15 protein-coding genes are annotated in these 18637 nt (G+C 54.7%); 7 read left to right on the top strand and 8 right to left on the bottom strand.

Annotated elements, in window-relative coordinates; all coding sequences use genetic code 11:
* Positions 1-137: 137 nt before the first annotated feature.
* The 6 genes from ABD971_RS20120 (at position 138) to ABD971_RS20095 (ending at position 7362) form a co-directional block, all read left to right on the top strand.
* Positions 138-2585 carry a glycosyltransferase gene (locus ABD971_RS20120; RefSeq protein WP_345325011.1) on the top strand — a complete coding sequence of 816 codons (2448 nt, stop codon included), beginning with the start codon at positions 138-140 and terminating at the stop codon, positions 2583-2585.
* 8 nt (positions 2586-2593) lie between these two features.
* Positions 2594-2815 (top strand): hypothetical protein, encoded by a 222-nt coding sequence (locus ABD971_RS20115; RefSeq protein WP_345325009.1) that lies wholly within the window; start codon positions 2594-2596, stop codon positions 2813-2815.
* Positions 2809-4002 (top strand): LptF/LptG family permease, encoded by a 1194-nt coding sequence (locus tag ABD971_RS20110; RefSeq protein ID WP_345325007.1) that lies wholly within the window; start codon positions 2809-2811, stop codon positions 4000-4002. The genes ABD971_RS20115 and ABD971_RS20110 overlap by 7 nt, the downstream gene beginning before the upstream one ends.
* A 5-nt stretch (positions 4003-4007) precedes the next feature.
* On the top strand, positions 4008-5759 hold the full coding sequence (locus ABD971_RS20105; RefSeq protein ID WP_345325005.1) for an ArnT family glycosyltransferase: 1752 nt from the start codon (positions 4008-4010) through the stop codon (positions 5757-5759).
* 1 nt (position 5760) lies between these two features.
* Complete coding sequence (locus tag ABD971_RS20100; protein ID WP_345325003.1) at positions 5761-6786, top strand: DUF1207 domain-containing protein; 1026 nt, start codon at positions 5761-5763, stop codon at positions 6784-6786.
* A gap of 258 nt (positions 6787-7044) precedes the next feature.
* On the top strand, positions 7045-7362 hold the full coding sequence (locus ABD971_RS20095; RefSeq protein ID WP_345325001.1) for an ATP-binding protein: 318 nt from the start codon (positions 7045-7047) through the stop codon (positions 7360-7362).
* A 100-nt stretch (positions 7363-7462) separates the two neighbouring features.
* Here ABD971_RS20095 and mutY read toward each other — a convergent pair whose 3' ends face one another.
* From mutY to ABD971_RS20070, 5 genes are all read right to left on the bottom strand, one after another.
* A complete protein-coding gene (gene mutY, locus ABD971_RS20090) occupies positions 7463-8701 on the bottom strand; it encodes an A/G-specific adenine glycosylase (protein ID WP_345324999.1) in 1239 nt (412 codons plus the stop codon).
* A complete protein-coding gene (locus ABD971_RS20085) occupies positions 8698-9915 on the bottom strand; it encodes a PDZ domain-containing protein (RefSeq protein WP_345324997.1) in 1218 nt (405 codons plus the stop codon). Before ABD971_RS20085 ends, mutY begins: the two co-directional genes overlap by 4 nt.
* Positions 9916-10129: 214 nt before the next feature.
* A complete protein-coding gene (locus tag ABD971_RS20080) occupies positions 10130-11296 on the bottom strand; it encodes a hypothetical protein (RefSeq protein WP_345324995.1) in 1167 nt (388 codons plus the stop codon).
* Positions 11297-11360: 64 nt separating this feature from the next.
* On the bottom strand, positions 11361-12449 hold the full coding sequence (locus tag ABD971_RS20075; RefSeq protein ID WP_345324993.1) for a Gfo/Idh/MocA family protein: 1089 nt from the start codon (positions 12447-12449) through the stop codon (positions 11361-11363).
* A 90-nt stretch (positions 12450-12539) separates the two neighbouring features.
* Complete coding sequence (locus ABD971_RS20070; protein WP_345324991.1) at positions 12540-13382, bottom strand: phytanoyl-CoA dioxygenase family protein; 843 nt, start codon at positions 13380-13382, stop codon at positions 12540-12542.
* A 336-nt stretch (positions 13383-13718) separates the two neighbouring features.
* On the opposite strand from ABD971_RS20070, the gene bcp reads away from it, so the two are divergent.
* Positions 13719-14192 (top strand): thioredoxin-dependent thiol peroxidase, encoded by a 474-nt coding sequence (bcp, locus tag ABD971_RS20065; RefSeq protein ID WP_339942063.1) that lies wholly within the window; start codon positions 13719-13721, stop codon positions 14190-14192.
* Between the two features lie 485 nt (positions 14193-14677).
* Here bcp and ABD971_RS20060 read toward each other — a convergent pair whose 3' ends face one another.
* The 3 genes from ABD971_RS20060 to ABD971_RS20050 form a co-directional block, all read right to left on the bottom strand.
* On the bottom strand, positions 14678-15244 hold the full coding sequence (locus ABD971_RS20060; RefSeq protein ID WP_345324989.1) for a DUF2059 domain-containing protein: 567 nt from the start codon (positions 15242-15244) through the stop codon (positions 14678-14680).
* A gap of 104 nt (positions 15245-15348) precedes the next feature.
* Positions 15349-16656, bottom strand: a complete 1308-nt coding sequence (locus ABD971_RS20055; RefSeq protein WP_339942065.1) for a polysaccharide biosynthesis/export family protein — start codon at positions 16654-16656, stop codon at positions 15349-15351.
* Between the two features lie 44 nt (positions 16657-16700).
* Positions 16701-18401 (bottom strand): tetratricopeptide repeat protein, encoded by a 1701-nt coding sequence (locus ABD971_RS20050; protein WP_345324987.1) that lies wholly within the window; start codon positions 18399-18401, stop codon positions 16701-16703.
* Between the last annotated feature and the right edge of the window lie 236 nt (positions 18402-18637).

The raw sequence follows: 18637 nt of genomic DNA, 5'->3' as shown, positions 1-18637 counted from the left end.
TCCTGGGCGGAACTCTTGAACTACTAGAGTTTTCGATATTTAACTACGAAGGAGATAGGAGTTGGGGTTGTTGCGGATTTCGCTTTGCAATTATCCTTCGCGGATCAGCAAATGACTCCTAATTTGAAAGTGCAAGGATGTACGCCAAGGATCGGTCGGGGGCCGCCCCCACGCTCTCGCTCATATTGCCAGCTTGGAACGAGAGTGAAGTGATTCGCCGAGCGATTGACGAAGCCGATTCGGCTTTACGTCAATTGACCCACGATTACGAAATCATTGTTGTCGACGATGGCAGCACCGATGGCACCGGAGAGCTCGTCGAGCAAGCGGCGAAATCGAACCCTCACGTGCGTTTGCTCCAGCACCATCCGAACCAAGGTTACGGGGCCTCGATTCGCAGTGGTTTTGCCGCGGCGAGGAAAGACTTGGTGGTCTTTACGGATGCCGATTGTCAATTTGATCTGACGGAGTTGGATCGTTTTGTGCTGCTTGCCGATCGCTACGACATCGTGTGTGGGTACCGAATCGATCGCAAAGACACGCCGCTGAGGTGTCTGTATTCACGCGTCTACAACCAGATGGTACGGATCCTATTGCGTACCGAAGTGCGAGACGTCGATTGTGCGCTGAAAATGTTTCATCGCGAAGTGGTTCAGAAGCTCGAAATTTCGGGCAGCGGGTTCCTGGTCAATTCCGAAATCCTAACGCGTGCAAAACAGGCTAGGTACAAAATTGTTGAAGTGGGCGTGTCGCATCGACCGCGAACCGACGGCACAAGCACTGTTTCGATCTCGCATATTCCCAAAGTCCTCTGCAGTCTGGCGCGATTTTGGTGGAACGCAGTGCAGTTCCCCGTTTGTGACGATTCAGCTATCGCGGTGAGTCCGGCCCACCAATCGCAGGCGACCACAGTGCAGGATCGTCGCTACGTTTGGGCGAGCGTTGGGTTGTTGTTGATCGCGGCATTTTTCATGTTAACGAATCTCGGTTATCCGCTGATTGATCGCGACGAAACTCGGTACGCCGAGATTCCACGTGAGATGATTGCGACCGGCAACTGGGTTTTGCCACAGTTGAACTTCCATAGCTACTACGACAAACCGCCGCTGGTGTATTGGTTGTGTGCCATCAGCTTCAAGCTGTTTGGGATCACGGAAACCGCGGCAAGGCTTGTTCCTGCCTTGGCGGCACTAGCAACGATTGCGTCAACGATGTGGTTTGGTGCTCGAGTATTTGGCAAGCGAATCGGATTGCTTAGTGGCGTCGTATTGCTGTTGTCCGCTGGATTCGCATTCACGAGTCGATACTTGTTGCTGGACGGCGTGATGACGTTGTTTATTTCGCTGTCGTTATTCACCGCCTACGAAGCGATTTGCAGCGGCGAGATGAAATTGAGCTGGTGGTTGTTATCGGGTGTGTTCTGCGGTTTGGCGTTTCTGACCAAGGGGCCGGTTGCGCTCATTCTGTGGCTACCGCCGGTGTTTGCGTTTGCATGGTTGTCGGATACGTATGCCAAGCCGCGTGGGTGGCATTATGGGATGATCGCCGGGGTGACATTTGCAGTCGCGGTGCCGTGGATGATCGCGGTTTCGTTACAAGACGCCTCGTTTTTAACCGAGTTTTTCTACACACACAACTTGAAGCGTTTTGCCGGTGGGTTTCATCGCCAACCGATCTGGTATTTTGTTCCGGTACTGTTGGTCGCGGGGCATCCGTGGTCGTTTTTGGCGGTTCCCTACGCTCATTTTCTGTTTCGCCAATCGGGCGAATCTCGCTACCAGCGGCCTGCGGTGGTCGGTTACTTGTTGCTGTGGAGCGTTTGGTGTTTTGTCTTCTTTTCGTTGTCGCGATGCAAGCTGCCCACTTACTTGTTGCCCGCCGCTCCGGCGTTTGCGTTGATGGTTGGGCACTACTTGGATTACGTGCTGGACGGATCTGCGGACAAGGCATCATTCTGGTTCGCTCGGTTCTGGTCGCCCCGAACGGCGACGGTGACCACCTGCGGCGTTGGCATCGCATTTGTCGTTTACATCGCTGTTTATGTTGGTGATGCCTCGTCCTTGATTTATGCGTGGGCGACGCTCTGGGCTGCGTTGTTGTGCTGTTCGTTGTTCACGTTGTTCGGTAAACGTGACGACACGGGGTATGCTTGGCCGGCGTCGATGGGCACTGCATTGCTGCTTGCTTTTATGGTGATGCACCATTGGGTACCGACGTACAGCCAAGGCGAAACGTTGTTTGGCCATGCGTCTCCGCTAGCAGAGCAGATTGCGTTGCAGTCGAATCCTGCGATCGCCACGGTGGCTCACGAGTTCTCGGGCGTACCGTTCTACCTAAATCGATCGGATGTTGGCAACTTTGGCGGACTGGACGACCCCCAACTGCGATCACTCGTGTCGGCAAACGAGCGGACCGTGTTGGTGGTGGAAAAGCGAATTCCTAGCGAACAACTCGAGCGGTACTTTCCGCCTGGGACACGGATCAGGCGACTGGGGAATCGAGGGCAGGCTCAGGTGATCGAAGTTGTCAATCCCACGACGATTGCCAAGCGAGTCCAACCCAAACGCCGATCGGTGGCGAGATGAGGATGCGGATGCGAACTCGCCTCTCGCTTCCCATGTTGGCGGTGACGATTGGCAGAGGAGTGCGAGATTGGTTCGATCAACTCTCGGCGTCCTGTTTGAACAGTGCAATGCAAGTCTCTTGCGGTGTCACCTGCGAAGATGTGCTGGCGATTCGCGAGATGATCGAGATGTTGGAACAAACCGAGTGGCGGACGTTCGCCGCTTCACACCGCGAGGAAGACCCATGTTAACGAGGATCCAGCGTGGTATTGCACGCGACATCTTGGTGATGTTTGGTTTGTCCCTTTTTGTGATGACGTTGATGGTGATGCTAATTGGTGTCGCCCGCGAAGCGTTGTCGCAGGGATTGGGAGTGGTTGGTGTTTTCCGACTACTTCCCTACGCGATGCCCAATGCATTGTCGTTGGCGGTACCAGGAACGGCGTTATTTAGCGTGTGTTGTGTCTATGGACGGATGTCGGCGGACAACGAATTCACGACGCTGCAATCGGTAGGTGTCTCGCCGATCACGGCGATTTGGCCCGCGATTGGGATCGCCACGCTACTGAGTCTTGCGACAGTGGGGTTGATCAACACGGCGTTCACTTGGGGATTTAATGGCATTCAACATGTCGTGTTGTCGTCGGTCGAAAACGTTGCGTATGGCGTACTGCAACGTGAACGAAGTTTTCAGCACGGCGATTTAAGTTTGTCGGTACGCGATGTCAACGGTCGCAACTTGGTTGAACCGGTGATCGGAATTCGTCGACCGAATCAGGAATCGATTTCGATCGAGGCGAAATCGGCCGTGCTGCGTTACAACGACGAGGAAAAAGGTTTGACGTTAAGCGTCACCGACGGAACGGCAACGATCGAAGGCAAAGCTTCGTTTCATTTCCCCGATACGTTTGTCCATACGGTCCCTCTACGCACCGAACCACCCTACGACGTATTGACGGCCAATCCATCGCATATGCCGATGAGCGATTTGCCGATCGCGTCGTCGAAACAGTCTCTAGAGATCGTACGACGCGAAAGTTCAATCGCGGTTGAAACCGGAATCAATATTTTGACAGGGCGTGTTCACGAGATCGTCGGCGCGACTGCAATGGCGCACCATGACGCTGTCCGCGAAGGACGTAAACGTCTGCAACGACTCGATGCCGAGATGCACCGACGTTGGGCCAGCGGGTTTACCTGTTTCGCGTTGGCGATGGTCGGTGTGCCGTTGGCAATTCGATTGAAGACGGCCGATACGATGACCACCTTTGGGATCGTCTTTTTGCCAACGTTGTTGGTCTATTATCCGATTTTTGCGTTAACGCTTGATATGGCCAAAGATGGTCGAATCGCGGCGTGTGGCGTTTGGATCGCGAATGCTGTTTTTGTCCTTCTAAGCATCGTGATGATGCGAAAAACGATTTATTCGCCGGTATAGGAATCATGGTCAAGAGAATCAAACGCAATTTGCGAGCGTGGTGGAATGACACGCAGTTTCCCATCGCCACCTGTGATCACGTAACGTCGGTCCGCCAATGGACACCACGACAAGAAAAGGTCGCCGCGCTGATCCTGACGCTGGCGTGCTGTGTCGTGTTGTTGCCGAATCTGTCCTATCCGTTGATAGATCCCGACGAGACTCGTTACGCGCAAATCGCGATCGAGATGAATGATTCTCGTGACTGGGTGACGCCGACGCTCGAGGGCCAAGCGTATCTGGATAAACCGCCGCTGATGTATTGGTTGACCGCGGCAAGTTTACACTGGCTTGGCAACAACGAAACGGCGGCGCGGTTGCCTTCGGTACTGGCGTCGATCGCAACGGTGCTGGTCGCCTATCTGCTCGGGCGACGCATCCTCGGCAGCCGCGCCGCTTGGTTGGGCGGCATCGTATTGCTGTTAAGTGGCGGTTTTGTAATCGCAGGACGGTTTCTGATTCTGGATTCGTTGTTGGCATTCTTCGTGACCGTTTGTTTCTTGACTGGCTACATCGCAGTCCGCGAAACGGAACATCGTTGGACATGGTGGATGATTTCCGCAGTGGCATGTGCACTGGGCGTGCTAACGAAAGGCCCGGTGGCGTTCGTCTTGTGTGTTCCGCCGCTGATTACCAGTGGATGGTTGCGTCGCGATCACACACGCACGCGACTGGTGCATTGGGTCGTTTTTGTATTGCCCATCGTGATTGTTTGTGTTCCATGGTACGTCGCGGTTTGGAAGTTCAATCCCGAGTTTGGTGACTACTTCTTCTGGGAGCACAATTTCAAGCGATTCACCCAAGGATCGAACCATGAGGAACCGTTTTGGTTCTATCTGCCAGTGATATTCATTGGGATGTTCCCCGCTTCGTTGTTGTTGCCGTCGTTGGCGGTCTATTTGGTTAGCCGCAAAGAGTCCAACCGTGTGCTGAGATCCAAAGACTTGGGATTCCTGTTTTGCAGTGCGGTTTGGATTTTGTTGTTCTTTTCGATCGCCAGTTGCAAGCTGCCCACTTATATATTGCCTGCGATTCCGTTGATGGCATTGATGCTAGGCGGAATGCTTGACCAAACCGTCTTGCGGCCCGAGCGGACCAGTGGCATCACCACGTATTTGAATCCGTTTCCCCAACGCGCCAACTTAATACTGCTGGTAACAGGGGGGGTGATTGTGATGGCCGAGATCAAACTTGGCGGGCATGTCGACCTGACCATGATTGTGTTTGCTTTGCTTTGCACGATGGTGTTGTTGGGAACGTGTCTTGCGTGGAATCGAGAGATTGCGTTTTCACGTCGTGCGTGGGCGGGGACAGCCATCGTGGGCATCTTGTTACTGGGGTACACCACCGCGCGATTCATTCCCAAGGCGGCAACGCAACGCTCGTTGTACAGCAAGACCGCCAGCATCTTAGAGCAGCATCCCGATGCGATGGCCGTGTTCTATGGCGAACACGCTCATGCCGCTTCCCTGCAATTGCCATTGGAGCGGGTGGTGTATTTTCCGCTGGAATGGAAAAGTGAGTTTGCCGCGTTTATGGCAAAGTCTCATGAGGTAATTGTTGTCGCCGACGAAGAACATCTCGATGAAACACGCGACGCGATCGCTCGGACCCACAAGCTAATTGCGACAGGAATCCACAAGCGTGTCTACATGGGACGTGAGATCGATACACCCGATGCAAAGGTTGGCATGCGAAATGACGGAGCAATGCATTAGTATGGTCCGGATAGCCATTGGGACGCTTTGGTGGGTAAGCGGATGCATCGGATTGGCCCTTTTGCCGATTGCGTCGTTTGCGAATGAAAATGTCCGCTTGCGTGACCCCGCGGAAAGCGATTTTTACAATCAGTTTCCCAGCGTGATTGATCAGCTCGATTCGGTACTGCAGCGGACCGAGATCGAGTGTGACGCAATCTGTGGTGATTTGGCCGGATGGAGGTATGTTGCCGGACGTGATCACCACAACCTCGCCAACTCCGGTGCTCGCGACTGGTACGTGCTGCCCGATGGGTTGTTGTGGCATTCCTATTTGGCGGGACCGCATGAGCCTCGGATTTCAACCGTGATCTTTAACGACACCGACAACGGAGTTTTTTGGGATGCGACGCTCGGGGGCCGAGTGGGGCTAATTCGCTATGGAACCTTCGGTGCGAAAGATCCTCGCGGTTTGCAGTGGGATTTAGAAGGTGCCGTTGCGACACGATTAGATTTGCATCATGCCGAAGATGTCGAATCGATGGACTATCGTTTTGGTACCGAGATCACCGCCGCAGAAGGACGATGGGCGATGAAGTTTGGGTACTTTCACATCAGTTCGCATGTCGGTGACGAATACATGGTACGCAATCCGCTGTTTCAGCGAACCAACTATGTGACCGAGTCATGGGTAATCGGACTGCGCTATGCCGCGACCGAATCGATTCAAGTGTACGGTGAAATGGCGAATGCGTTTTCAACGTCGGGCGGAGCGAAACGCTACCAATACCAAACTGGCTTCGAGTACACGCCGATCGCGACATCGTTTCGAACCGGAGCCCCGTTTGCCGCGGTCAACCTGAATTTTCGCGAGGCGGTCAATTATGATGTTTCGACAACCGTTCAATTCGGCTGGGCTTTTCAAGGCCCCGAATCGCAACGTCGATTCCGCGTCGGGCTGCAGTATGCCGAGGGCCCGACCAGCCAGTACGAGTTTTTTACTCGTCGCGAAGAATACATCGGCGTCGGGGTTTGGTTTGATTATTAGAGGGGTGGGTTCACTCTTTTGCCGAGTTGCCGAACTGGCGTGGGTTTCCTTCGTTGCGGCCCCCCCGAAGGCAACAGCGCAAACTTAAAAAACGCCGCAAAACATGCTCCGGCAAAAATGCTCCGAAACCCATGACTCGCGTTGGGGTTCTATGGGTATGTCGAGTCGATGAGCGACACCCTGCCACAGACTGTCGTCCGCGGAAGCATTCGTTCGTGGAGTTGTCTTTTGTCACACCCCAATAGAAAGGTTGCGGAAATGGAATTCGTGCACGTTCAATGTCATGCTGGCCATCGTTTGAAAGCGGGCACTCACTTGCGAGGACGAACGTTGCCATGTCCCAAGTGTCGCGCCGAAGTGGTCGTGCCGCAACCGAAAGACACGCTTTCCGATACGGGGGTGATGCGGATTCTCGGCGACTTGGCACCGCTGTCCGAGCCGCCTGTGGCAAAACAACAACCGCCTCAGCGTCCCTGTCCAAGATGCAGCCTCGAGGTCAGCGTAGACCTCTCGGTATGTAACCACTGCCAATGTTTCATCGGAATCGTTCCCGATTACATGAAGCAAATCGGTTAGCATCGAACGAGGAGAACTAAGTTTGCTGTGATTCCCAGGCTGGAAGCCTAGGCCACGCTAAATTCAAAGTCCTTCAGTAACAATCGGCGTCGCGGAGCGATCAGCGACTCTTGCTCAATTCCTTGGCGATTTTGCGGCCTGTCACGCTCATCGGAAGTTCGTCGAGCTCCGCAAGCGTTGCGAACTTCCAGGGGGCGGGCGGTTTCCATCGGCGCGCCGATCCGTTAGCAACGTTGGCTCGAAAAACGTTTAACCGGATTCGGTACTTCGTCACAGCATGCTTCATCGACATCAACGGATCGCCCACCGAGATCGGCGTCGCCAACGTGTCATGTAACTGTGTGGCTGCCACCGATTCATTCTCAATTTCGCCCGTGGTTAATCGAGGGAAATCCCAGAGCCCCGCCCAACGCTCGCCCTCGGGAATCGGTCGAACAAGAAATTGAGATTGGTCTCGGTTTGCGATCACAAAGGCAAACTCGGTGCGATCTTCGTAGTCGATTTTCTTGACTTTGCCGGGAATCGTTTCTTGCATGCCAAGTTTCTGTGCGCAACAACTTGCTCGCACCGGACACTGATCGCACTTGGGGGATCGCGGCGTGCAAATGAGTGCACCGAGTTCCATTGCGGCTTGATTAAAGATGCCTGGCCCGCGGCCTGTCGCGGCGTCGCCGGCAGATCCGTTTTGTTTGGGCAACATCGCTTCGGCAAGTTGCCAGAGTAGATCGAGTGTCGGCTTCTCTGAAAGGACACCCTGCATCGCGACCCAGCGGCTGTAGACACGCTGCGTATTTCCCTCAAGCACCGGAAACGCTTGGCCTTGAGAAATCGACAAGATCGCGCCTGCGGTGTAGCGACCGATACCAGGCAGATTGATCACGTCGTCAAACGTCGTGGGAAAGACCGCGTCGTGTCGTTCGCAAATCTGCTTTGCAGCCGCGTGCATCGACCGCGCGCGGCGGTAATATCCGAGTCCTTCCCAGTGGGAAAGTAATGTCGATTCATCAGCGCCCGCGAGTGCTGCAACCGTGGGAAACTGTTTTAGAAAGCGTTCATAGTAAGGAATGACCGTCGCAACCTGAGTCTGTTGCAACATGATCTCGCTGACCCAGACGTGATACGGCTGAGGGTCCGATCGCCAAGGCAGCACACGGTGGTTCGAGGCAAACCAATCGAGCAATCGCTGCCGTGTCCGACTTCGCCACGCCGATTGTTCCCAGATCGGGTCATGCGGTGGCGGTTCGGGTTGAACGCGTTGCGGTTTTGACTTGGACTTTGTCTTCGTGTCTGACTTTGCTTTTGACCTTGACCTTGACTTTGACTTTGGTTTGGACTTCACCGCTGATTTAACTTCCCAAGCTTTAACTTCACCGATTCGAGGGCATCGCCGCGACGGAATTTCACTTCCACTTCGTCGCCTGGAACCTTTTGATTGATTGCATTCTGAAGGTCCTCGAACTTTCCAATTTCCGTTTTGTCGATCTGGACGATTTCGTCACCGCGTTGTAATCCTGATGTCTCGGCAGCCGACCCCGGGATGACTTCGTTGATTCGGCAAACGTCAAATCCGTTGATACAGCTGACGCCAAGAAAGCCTCCCTGGCGATGATCGATGGTCAATCCGGGAAGCTGCTGACGCATCTCTTCGACCTTTTCTTTGCTGATCCCCGTGCCCATCAGATTCAGCGAGATTCGCATCGGGATTTTTGCGATTTCATCACCAAGTTCCGCAGTCAGCGGCACGTAGCGAAACTCCATCGAACTGACATGTTTCATTTTTTGCAAGGGACGCAGCGTTTTTGCATCGACTTGGCCTTCGACCACCGCGATGGTGTTCAAGTCGGGCATGGTGACAAGTTGTTCAAGCACATCGCTTCGCACTGCGGGGCCTTTGACGCGAGCAAACTCGATCGCTCGCACCCATCGCAGCCACTTCAGTGATTCGATATCCCCGGACCAATTCTCGTCGATTTGCACGACCATTTGCGGCGTGCTGATGGCGCGGACCAGGAATTGATCGACACCAATGATGACCCCGGCGCGGCCGAGCGCTTCTTGCGCCTGTGTGGCTCGGACTTCGTGGATTTCTTCGACAGCCGCTTTCGCCAATGACGCTTGGCTTCCAGCGGCGTGGACACTTAACGTTCGCAATTCACCGAGCGCCCCATCCTCTTCGTTCGGAGCCTGTTTCAGCGCGATCGCACTGAGGGCATGAACGGCCCGGTCGACCGTTTCCAGATCGCCGAACTTCATCGCATCGACCAACAGCGTGACCGAGTCGGGCCCCGCATCGATCAACTTTTGGGTGGCTAGTTTTCGGCGGTGAAATTGGTCGTTGCTAAGTTGCTCAACCCAGTAGGAGAGCGGTTTCGAGTCGGGAGATCGCGTGGTTGTGGTGTCGGGGGTCGTTGTTTCGGGGGGCGTCGTTTCAGGAGGGGAGGCAGGTTTTTCCGCGGTTGGATCGATTGCCGGGTCGGTTTGGCCTGGCGAGGAAACGGCCCACGACCATGACAAAACTAGCGAAATCAGCAATCTCAATGCAATTTGGTTCATTCGATGACACTTCCCATGCGGACCCGAATCATGACTCTTGTATGGTACTGGGTTAGGTCGTCGCGCGTCAGCCCTAGGTTTGCCGCGGTCTTCGCTGCGATTGTTCGGTGCTTTCGCTGCTTTCAGTGCGATTGTGAGCCGACGAGCTAGCACGATACCATCTGCTTTGCCACTCAAACGGGTGGTTTTTATAGCCGAACGGCAGGTTGCGTCATTATGGACTCGCAGGGGGGCCGAATTTCCTGACAAATTCGCAGGCTGCTTCCCACGCCGCTTCATCACGGCATTGGCCTCGCGAGACCAGATGGTACATGTCGGAACCTTTTATTTTTAGCAGAATCATGTTTCCGGTGACCTCCGTGGCTTCGAACAGCGACCAATTCGCCTTGGATTGCCCGGTCGTCGCCATACTGAACTGCCCCGCAGCATCGAACCACCCTGACGACATCAGCAACGGTTCGGCGTTGCTGAGCGTCGCCCGGCGGGCCTTGATTACCGAGCGAGCCGGTTTACTGAGCACGAACAGCAAGACCAATCCGACGACGATCCCAAACCAAGTGAACCCCGCAAAGTAAAACCAAGCCACAATCAGGGTGACGGCGAACAAGCCAAACAGCAACGTGAATCGCAGCAGACCGCGACGCCATTTTCGCCCCAGCACGGTGTCTTGGATGTCGTCAGCATAGATTCCACCCGCAAAAAAAGCCGCGTCCTCAGCCGGGCTGCAAACAGCAACGTCGTCCGCCAGCACTTGCCGTCGCGGGTCGATGACTTGGATCGGACAGGGAGGCCGCAGTTCGCTTAATCGTTGGGCTAGCATCACGGCACGGTTGCGATCGGCAAACGCACGCAGCGGCAGGACGTCAAATTGCATCTGCGTTGCGTCAAAGCAAAGCGTCAAGGTGTTGCGACTGCGGCCGACGCTGACCAAGTGTTCCATTTTCATCCAACGTGTTTGGTCTGCGTGCACGATCATCATCATGTCGTGATCAATGTAGCCGTGGATTGGGCCACAGCGATGTGCATTCAGGTTTACCGCGCGGCACAGAGCACGATAACGGACCACCAATAACGCCGCGGTAATGACGATCGGGATCGATAACAGCAACGCGACCGTGGAATTGGGAGACGCAACCAGGCTGAGAAAGCCGATGTAGAAGCAAAAAAAGATGACAATCGACGCCAACGTCCGCATGCTGACCAAATCGGTGCGAATGTTGGTTCGGGCAATGCCGTCGCGAATGTCCCTGCGAGTTAACTCGGTCTGAAACTCGAGCCGCTCGAAAGTCAGCAGTGCGTCCCCGATCGCCAACGGATTTTCGACCGCCGGATCGCTGCGTGGAGGTTCGTACGGATTGATGGACGCGTTAGAAATGATCAAACCGTGTGGAGTCAATGGGACGAAAGTGAGCGACCGCGTCGGGCGACGCCCTGTCTTGATTTTATCATGTCGTCAACAACGAAATCGCACGATGTTCGGCGGCGGATTGATAACACACGTCGACCAATGCCATGGTTCGCAAATTGTCGACTCCGTTCATGGCTGGTTCGCATCCCGACTCCAACGCAACGAGCAACTCTGCCATTGGACCGGCAAACGCGTCTGGAAACCAGACCTCGTTCCATCGCGGACGGTGCCATTGATTCGATTTAGTCGTGGTGTAATCGATCGTGCTCGGTGCACGCTCGGGGTAACGTGGCCATCCAATCGTGCCTCGCGCCATTCCCTCGGTGCCTTCGACTCGCCAACGGATTCCAATGTCTTCGGCGGCGCCTTCGCGAGAGGGTCCCGCCCAGACATCGTCGCAAATCATGCATCGAAGTCCGCTGGCGTATTCCAGAATGTACAGTCCGATGCCGTCCTGGTGCGGGAATTCGGTCCGTGGGTCGGTTCGGAAACTGGCGAAAACTCGCTCGGGTTCGCCAAACCAATATCGCATCGTGTCCAGATGATGAATCGACATGATCCGGCACGTCATCCAGCCCTGACGCGACTGCCACGGCATCCAGTGAGGAATCGCTCGCATCTCGATCGTCGCGAGCACCGGTTCGCCCATCATCCCACGATCTATCACAGATTTACAGGCACGAACGGATTGGTCGTAACGCATGTTCTGGTTCACACACAGGGTGATACCCGCGTCGGCACACAACTGCACAATCCGCTGCGAATCGGCATAATTGCCTGCAAGCGGTTTTTGCGCAAGGATGCCACGGATATGTGGATGACGAACGACGTCTCGTACGATGTCCAATTGCACGTCGGGCGGGACCGCGATATCGACCACTTCGATCCGCGTGTCCTCGAGCATCCGCTGATAGCAGTCGTAAGCCGATTCGATCTGATGTTGATCGGCGACTTGTTGTGCGCGATCGAGACGCCGCGAACTGATCGCAACCGGGTGGAAGCCTGCTTGGCGATAGGCGACTAAATGGCAATCGGCCATGATGAAACCGCTGCCGATACAGCCAATGGGAACATCACGGCGTGTCGGCATCGTCGGCAAATAATTGAGGTCGTCCGGGGTAGGCATCGTTTTTTTTTTGAGCAATGTTTTTTTAATTTCGTGGATCGCTCCGCGATCGAAACGTAATGATTGCGGAGCGATCAACGACAGTCCTTCCTATTCGTCTTCCTCTAATCGACGAGCAGACGCTTCGCGTTTCGGATCCAACCACGCCATCTCGGTTTGATCGCCGCGGAATCGCTGGGCTCCGATTTGCTTGATTGCCGAGTCGGGCAATCGGTCCAGCGGCGTGTAACGCGGGTGATGCGATTCTTTGTACGGATCGTTGCTCTTGGCGTTATAGCAACAGATCATCGACCAACGCGGATGGTCGCTGGCGTTTTGGTCACTGCGGTGCAAGAGGTTCGAGTGAAAGAACAACACATCGCCGGGGTCCATTTCGACATGCAGATGTTCGAATCGTTTAGCAATTTCGCTGACACGTTCCAAGTCCGCCCCGGCTTGTTCACCCGTCAACTTGTGATGAATTCGGCCGCATTGATGCGATCCGCGAATGACTTGCAGGCAACCGTTCTCGCGATTCGATGGGTCGACGGCGATAAAGCAGCTGACCAAGTTTGGCGTTAGCACCCCATTACCGTACCAGTAGCCATAATCTTGATGCCATGCCCACGCTCCGCCCACGCGAGCATCTTTCATGATCATTTTTGAATGATAGTGATACGGTTCGTCTCGCAGGATTTGCTCGGCGGCATGAACCAACCGTTCGCATCTCGCGAACGCACCATAAATTCCTTGTCCGGGATGGTTCCAAAGCGACAACCGTACCGTGCCTCCTTCACCATCACCGCGGCCAAAGGAATGATCGTCAAGCTGTTTGTCTTCCTTTGCCGAACGACGAAGCAATTCGATCTCGTCACGAGCGAACAGCTGTTTAGCGAGGTGAAAACCATCGCGGTCGTAGCGAGCAAGTTGCTCGTCACTCAATCCAGGCGTCATGTGGGTTACCAAATTTCGGGTGGGCGGGTAAAGGGGGGGCCGAAGAGCGGCGACGTAGCGGGAATGCCAATCAAGCAAAGATTTCATCGCCAGCCGTGTTACAAACGGGATGGAGCTAAACCAAAATTCCAGCGAATCACTTCAGGCTATCCCCACAATCATATCCGAAGTGACACGGTGTGTTGCGTGGGGGCACTTCCCACCAGCCCTTTACGAGACTCGAAGCCGGACACCGATTTTGTTGCACGTTTCTTAGGACGCTGGGAACCTATGGCGAAACCGATTATGGTGTGCGGTGTATTGAAAACGACGACCTGCAAACGGAGCAAATCGAAGATGGCTGATTGGATTGAACCTGGAACCAAAGCCCCTGCATTCACACTCAAAGACGACGCTGGCAACAAGGTGAAATTGGCCGATCTAAAGGGTAAACCGGTTGTGCTTTATTTCTATCCTCGTGATGACACGCCCGGTTGTACGAAGGAGGCGTGTAATTTTCGTGACCAATACAGCGAGTTGGAAAAGTTGGGGGTCGCGTTGTATGGCGTCAGCCCGGATGACGCCGAGAGTCATACTCAATTTCGCGAGAAGTATTCGTTGCCCTTTCCGCTATTGGTGGATGCGAACCACGCAATTTCCGAAAAGTATGGTGCATGGCGAGAGAAAAACATGTACGGCAAAAAGTCGATGGGGATCCAGCGGTCGACCTATTTGATTGACGCCGAAGGTAAAGTCGCCAAAGTTTGGAAACGCGTCAAAGTCGACGGCCATGACGCCAAAGTGATCGAAGCGGTCAAATCACTCGGCTAGCAGTCGATTGAATCGCCGAACATCGCGGACAATCAATCGTCCGTAACCCGGAAATGATTCGACCACGAAAGAGCCATCCGCAGCATCGCAACTCGGTTCTCTGAATTGTTCCGAAGCGTCGTTCGACTAGCAGGGCACGCCGGCCCCGTATCGCCGGTCTATATTCGCAGGAGAAACGCAGCGGGTGCGGTCTTACGGACTAGCAACTCTCGATCCGTTGGGAACGCGACCCGCGAGTGCGGGAGGCGACCGCAGGTGATTGAAATTAAGAAGTGGAAGCCAGTTGCTTTCTAACGACCGGAACGGATGCAAAGCAATTTTGACAGCCGAACGAAGGACAGCCGAGTCGTCGCTCTGAATTCATTCGTCTGTCCCGCCATTCGTCTGTCAAAAATCACACGTCGCTTCCTACAACCTTCGATTTTGTTTTCGGTTGAAGGATTGCCAACGGATTGGAAAGTCGTGCGATGTGTCGGCTAACGGCCCTATTTAGGTTGCAACTCGCTTTGGCGTTTGAGGATCGCGGTTTGCAATTCGCCCATATTCGCTTGCACGCGCTGCATGCCGATTTGTGCTCCTGCGGCCGATAGCGTCGGTAACTTCTCGATCGCTTTCTTGCCCACAGGCGTGTTGTAGAAATCGGTCAGTGCCTTGATTTCCGATTCGGTGAATTCCGATTTGTAAAGCTTGATCAAGTCGGGTTTGAGCGATTCGAACGAAAGATGTTTGTGCAGAAACGCTTTCATCACATCTTGAAACGCCGCCATCTGCGGTTGCTGTTGAATCTGCATCTGCAACATCTGGTCCACCGTCTGCTGCGTCGTCTCTTTCATGTTCATACTGTCCAACAGTGCTTCCACTGCCACCGTATGCGAGTCCTTTTCGACTTCCGCTTCTGCCTCTTCTTCGGCGGCAGGGGAATCCGCCGCTGGGGCTTCGGTGGCAGGTGCAGGTGTGTCTTGGGCATGGACACCGGCGGCACTGCAGAACAGGCCGACAGCAAATGCGGACGTGAGATAGAAACGGACGGCGGGACGCAAGCAGACTTTCATCGTTGGCTCTTGTTTACGATTGCGAGGTTCGATCAGACGATGAGTGCCATCGTCTTTGTATCGGGCAATTGTATACCAAAAACCGCTTCAATAGTTTCGCGGGTCTAGTTTGCGTTGAACTGGGTGCCCGGAGGCACTAAACCGTAGATGCCGTCGGTAAAGATTTGCTGTACCCAATTGTCAAAGCGGACGATCGGTCGGGCGGGAATGATGATCACATCGCCGTCGCGGACCCAGATTTCGTCGGCCGGGGTCGGGCGTTTGCCGTAAATCGCCCCTTGCAAGTCCAGCATTGTTGAAATCATCCGCCAATCTTCGGCACGCCGAAAGATCACGACTTGTCGCAAATTACCACTGGGCAAATGACCACCCGCAGCGGCAATCGCCCCCAGCACGGTCGTTGGCCCATCGAGCTGGATTCGGTTCGGGGCGCCCACTTGGCCCATCACATGAACAAAGTGTGGCGCTTGCGATGCGAGGACCGGTTCGACGTCTAGCCCGACGACGATTTCACGGTAGCGAAGGTTGATTTCCTTTTTCAATTCGTTCATTGAAAAACCTTGCACACAAACTTCGCCAATCCCGGGTAAGCGGATTTTTCCGTCGGGCATGACGGTCACGGTGACCGATTGCTGGCTGAATCCGCTCTGGCCGCCGACTGCGTTGCGAATGTCTTCGGCGAGCGTATTGGTGCGAACGGGTGTCACGTCGATCGCGGGTTTGGGATAGTACTTCATGTACTGATCATTCAGCAATTCGCGAAGCTGATCGATCGTCATGCCGGCGGCGCGAATTTGCCCAAGCAGTCGAACTGTGATGGTGCCATCGGGTTGGATAACCAATCCGTTTTCGAGCGTGCCACGATTCAATTCCACATCGGCGAGAGATTCGATCAAGATGGAGTCGCCTGGCGTTAGCCGGTACAGCCCCGATGATTGCGAGCGAGTAATCAGGTAGAAGGCTTGCAGTTCATCACCAGGACGCAGCCGATATTCGCCGAGATGCGAAAGCCGCGAAGGGCCGGCGTATTCACCAGGACCGTAGGCGTCGAAATTCAAGCGACGTGAATCTTTCCAACGCTGTTCTTCGCCACATCCATCGCGACAGTCGACACCGATCATGCATTTGCGGCATTCACCACGACAGGGATATCCGCCGGGAACATTCCTACATCCACAATCGCTTTGTAGAGGCGATACTTCGCTGGACAAGAGATTTTGCTCGCGCGGTGAATTCACATTCGCCGGAGAAACGGTCGAGTCGAGTTGTTGAGCATGCAGTGTCGCCGAAAACACCAACACCGTCATTGCAACGAATCCATAGATCATACAAATCTGGTGGTTTCGATGTCGTTTGGTTTCCAACATGCAAATAGTTCGCGTAGCAGCGGGTGTCATGTGAATGCGTGACATGGATGATCGGTAATGGGGTGTTGTCTTGATTTTCATACTGGCGATTACCACAAGTTACGTACCGAGTTCCAAGTGCGACGCAGTGCCGATGGAGTTGGCTCTGAAATGTTCTCGACGTCACTCATGTTAGGGACGATCGGTGCACCGCTGGCCGACGCGTCGGTATAGATCGTGTTGGGATGACCGGGCCCGGTTGGCATGTTGGTAACGAGATTTTGTTTTGTTGATACGGCGATTGCCGGGGCTTGAGATGCGGCTCGCGGTGAAGCGGCGGCCGGCTGCATCACAGGACTCGAGACGGCTGCGAATTCAGCGGGAGTGAGCTGGATGACTTCGGGGATCCGGATTCCGTTTGGATACTCGGTGGTCGGGTAATTTGCCGCTTGCAATTCGACTTGAACCTTCGCCGCTTGCTCGAATTGACCGAGTTGTTGCAGGACGGTGGCGAGAGCCGATTGAGTTGCCGGGTCGTTTTGCAGAGCGACGGAATGCTCAAGCACGCGTTTAGCCTCGGTCAGCATTCCCACGCGTGCCAATTGCATTCCCAAGTTTGAGGCTAGCGTCGCATTCTGCGGTTGGCCTTGCAGGGCGGCACGACGCAGGCATAACGACGTGCTGCCGGGCAATGTTCGCTTGTCGTCACGGGTGAGATAGATGGCAGCCAACAAATCCATCGCTTCGGCTGCTTGCACGCTTTCGCTCGCCAATTTCGCAAGCGTTTGACGTGCATCGTCCAAGTAGGCTTCGATCGCTTGGGTCGAGGTCATGCCGTACAAATCGACGTGGCGAAGCACTTTCGTGCGGTGCGATCGGACGATGGTTTCCATGTCAATCTGGTTCGACGAAGTCGATTGTTCCGCAAAATCACGCACCTCGGTCAATGCGGTGCGGGCGCGCTGAAGATCGAGCAGTGGATCATGAACATCGTCCGCCTGAGGGTCTGATTCGCGTGTCGCGATCTGGATCCCTTCGACAGCATGCGTCAGTGCGGCCCAGGTCGATGTCTCGGCCGACAGCCATGCTTTGACTCGATATTCGTGCGACGCTTGATCGAGCAATTGTCGGCACCGCAGCTGCGATTCCATCGACGTGGTGTAAGGCAGCGTTGCCGGCGACTTCACGCGGCGGCTCACTGGAATCGGCAACAGTGGCGGTTCCGAATTGGATACCTGCGTCACGTTCCGGTTGCCCAAAAGATGAGTCGCAAATTTGCTAGGAACAGCTCGTTCGGTAACGTCGACGGGTTCATCCGCTGCGGTCGTTCGTCGGTTGAAGACGAATGATGCATGCTTGCGAGTGACCGGGGCAGAATCGCTCGGCATCGATTCCACGTTATCAATCGATACTGTGTCGTCGGCGTTTGTGTTGTGATCCAAGGCCGATGCGGCTGGACGATGCAGCGAGTCTGTGGCGATTTTTGATACCGATTTCGTTTCGGACTCCGCAAACGAGGCGACTGGATCGTTGGCGGGTGGATTGTGGGTCGCTGGGCAACACGGAACCGCAGTGGGCGTGTTCTCAACCGACGTATCTGAATGCAATGCCGTGCCCGGGATTGCAGGCACAACCGGGGCTCGATGTTGCGTGTGCACCTCTGCGGGCAATTGCGGAGCGACTTGTCGGCTTGTCAGCGACACATCGGCAATCACCAGTGCGGATAAAACGCTGCCCAACACCAGCACCGCGACTTTTGTCGAGGCGGATCGATAGCGATTGGGGCTGAGCCGTAAAGAAGAGTGTGTCACGTGCATATCGATAAAACCGTCTTAGTGTCGAAGTGTGCTAGCGAGGAAGGCGCTGGCACTCTTTTTCGTGGCGATCAGTGGATTCGCTACGATGAGACTTCGAGGATTAAATCGGATAACCGTTACATCAGGTGCCTGTGAAAGTGGGATTCCGGTAGGGCAAGGAGCCAAACCGACAAGCACATCCGGCATAACCGTTAGAGTTTGACACGCGACAGCACGGACGACGGAGTTTC

It is taken from the genome of Novipirellula rosea (assembly GCF_039541335.1).
Classification (GTDB): Bacteria; Planctomycetota; Planctomycetia; order Pirellulales; family Pirellulaceae; genus Novipirellula; species Novipirellula rosea.
Note: the sequence above shows the minus strand (reverse complement) of the source record. Positions and strands in the feature narration are given on the sequence as shown.

Coding starts and splice junctions, on each gene's coding strand:
- ABD971_RS20120 (WP_345325011.1), top strand. CDS start 138: ATGTACGCCAAGGATCGGTCGGGGGCCGCCCCCACGCTCTCGCTCATA.
- ABD971_RS20070 (WP_345324991.1), bottom strand. CDS start 13,382: ATGACGCCTGGATTGAGTGACGAGCAACTTGCTCGCTACGACCGCGAT.
- ABD971_RS20095 (WP_345325001.1), top strand. CDS start 7,045: ATGGAATTCGTGCACGTTCAATGTCATGCTGGCCATCGTTTGAAAGCG.
- ABD971_RS20100 (WP_345325003.1), top strand. CDS start 5,761: ATGGTCCGGATAGCCATTGGGACGCTTTGGTGGGTAAGCGGATGCATC.
- ABD971_RS20075 (WP_345324993.1), bottom strand. CDS start 12,449: ATGCCTACCCCGGACGACCTCAATTATTTGCCGACGATGCCGACACGC.
- ABD971_RS20105 (WP_345325005.1), top strand. CDS start 4,008: ATGGTCAAGAGAATCAAACGCAATTTGCGAGCGTGGTGGAATGACACG.
- ABD971_RS20060 (WP_345324989.1), bottom strand. CDS start 15,244: ATGAAAGTCTGCTTGCGTCCCGCCGTCCGTTTCTATCTCACGTCCGCA.
- ABD971_RS20115 (WP_345325009.1), top strand. CDS start 2,594: ATGCGAACTCGCCTCTCGCTTCCCATGTTGGCGGTGACGATTGGCAGA.
- ABD971_RS20085 (WP_345324997.1), bottom strand. CDS start 9,915: ATGAACCAAATTGCATTGAGATTGCTGATTTCGCTAGTTTTGTCATGG.
- ABD971_RS20055 (WP_339942065.1), bottom strand. CDS start 16,656: ATGTCACGCATTCACATGACACCCGCTGCTACGCGAACTATTTGCATG.
- bcp (WP_339942063.1), top strand. CDS start 13,719: ATGGCTGATTGGATTGAACCTGGAACCAAAGCCCCTGCATTCACACTC.
- ABD971_RS20110 (WP_345325007.1), top strand. CDS start 2,809: ATGTTAACGAGGATCCAGCGTGGTATTGCACGCGACATCTTGGTGATG.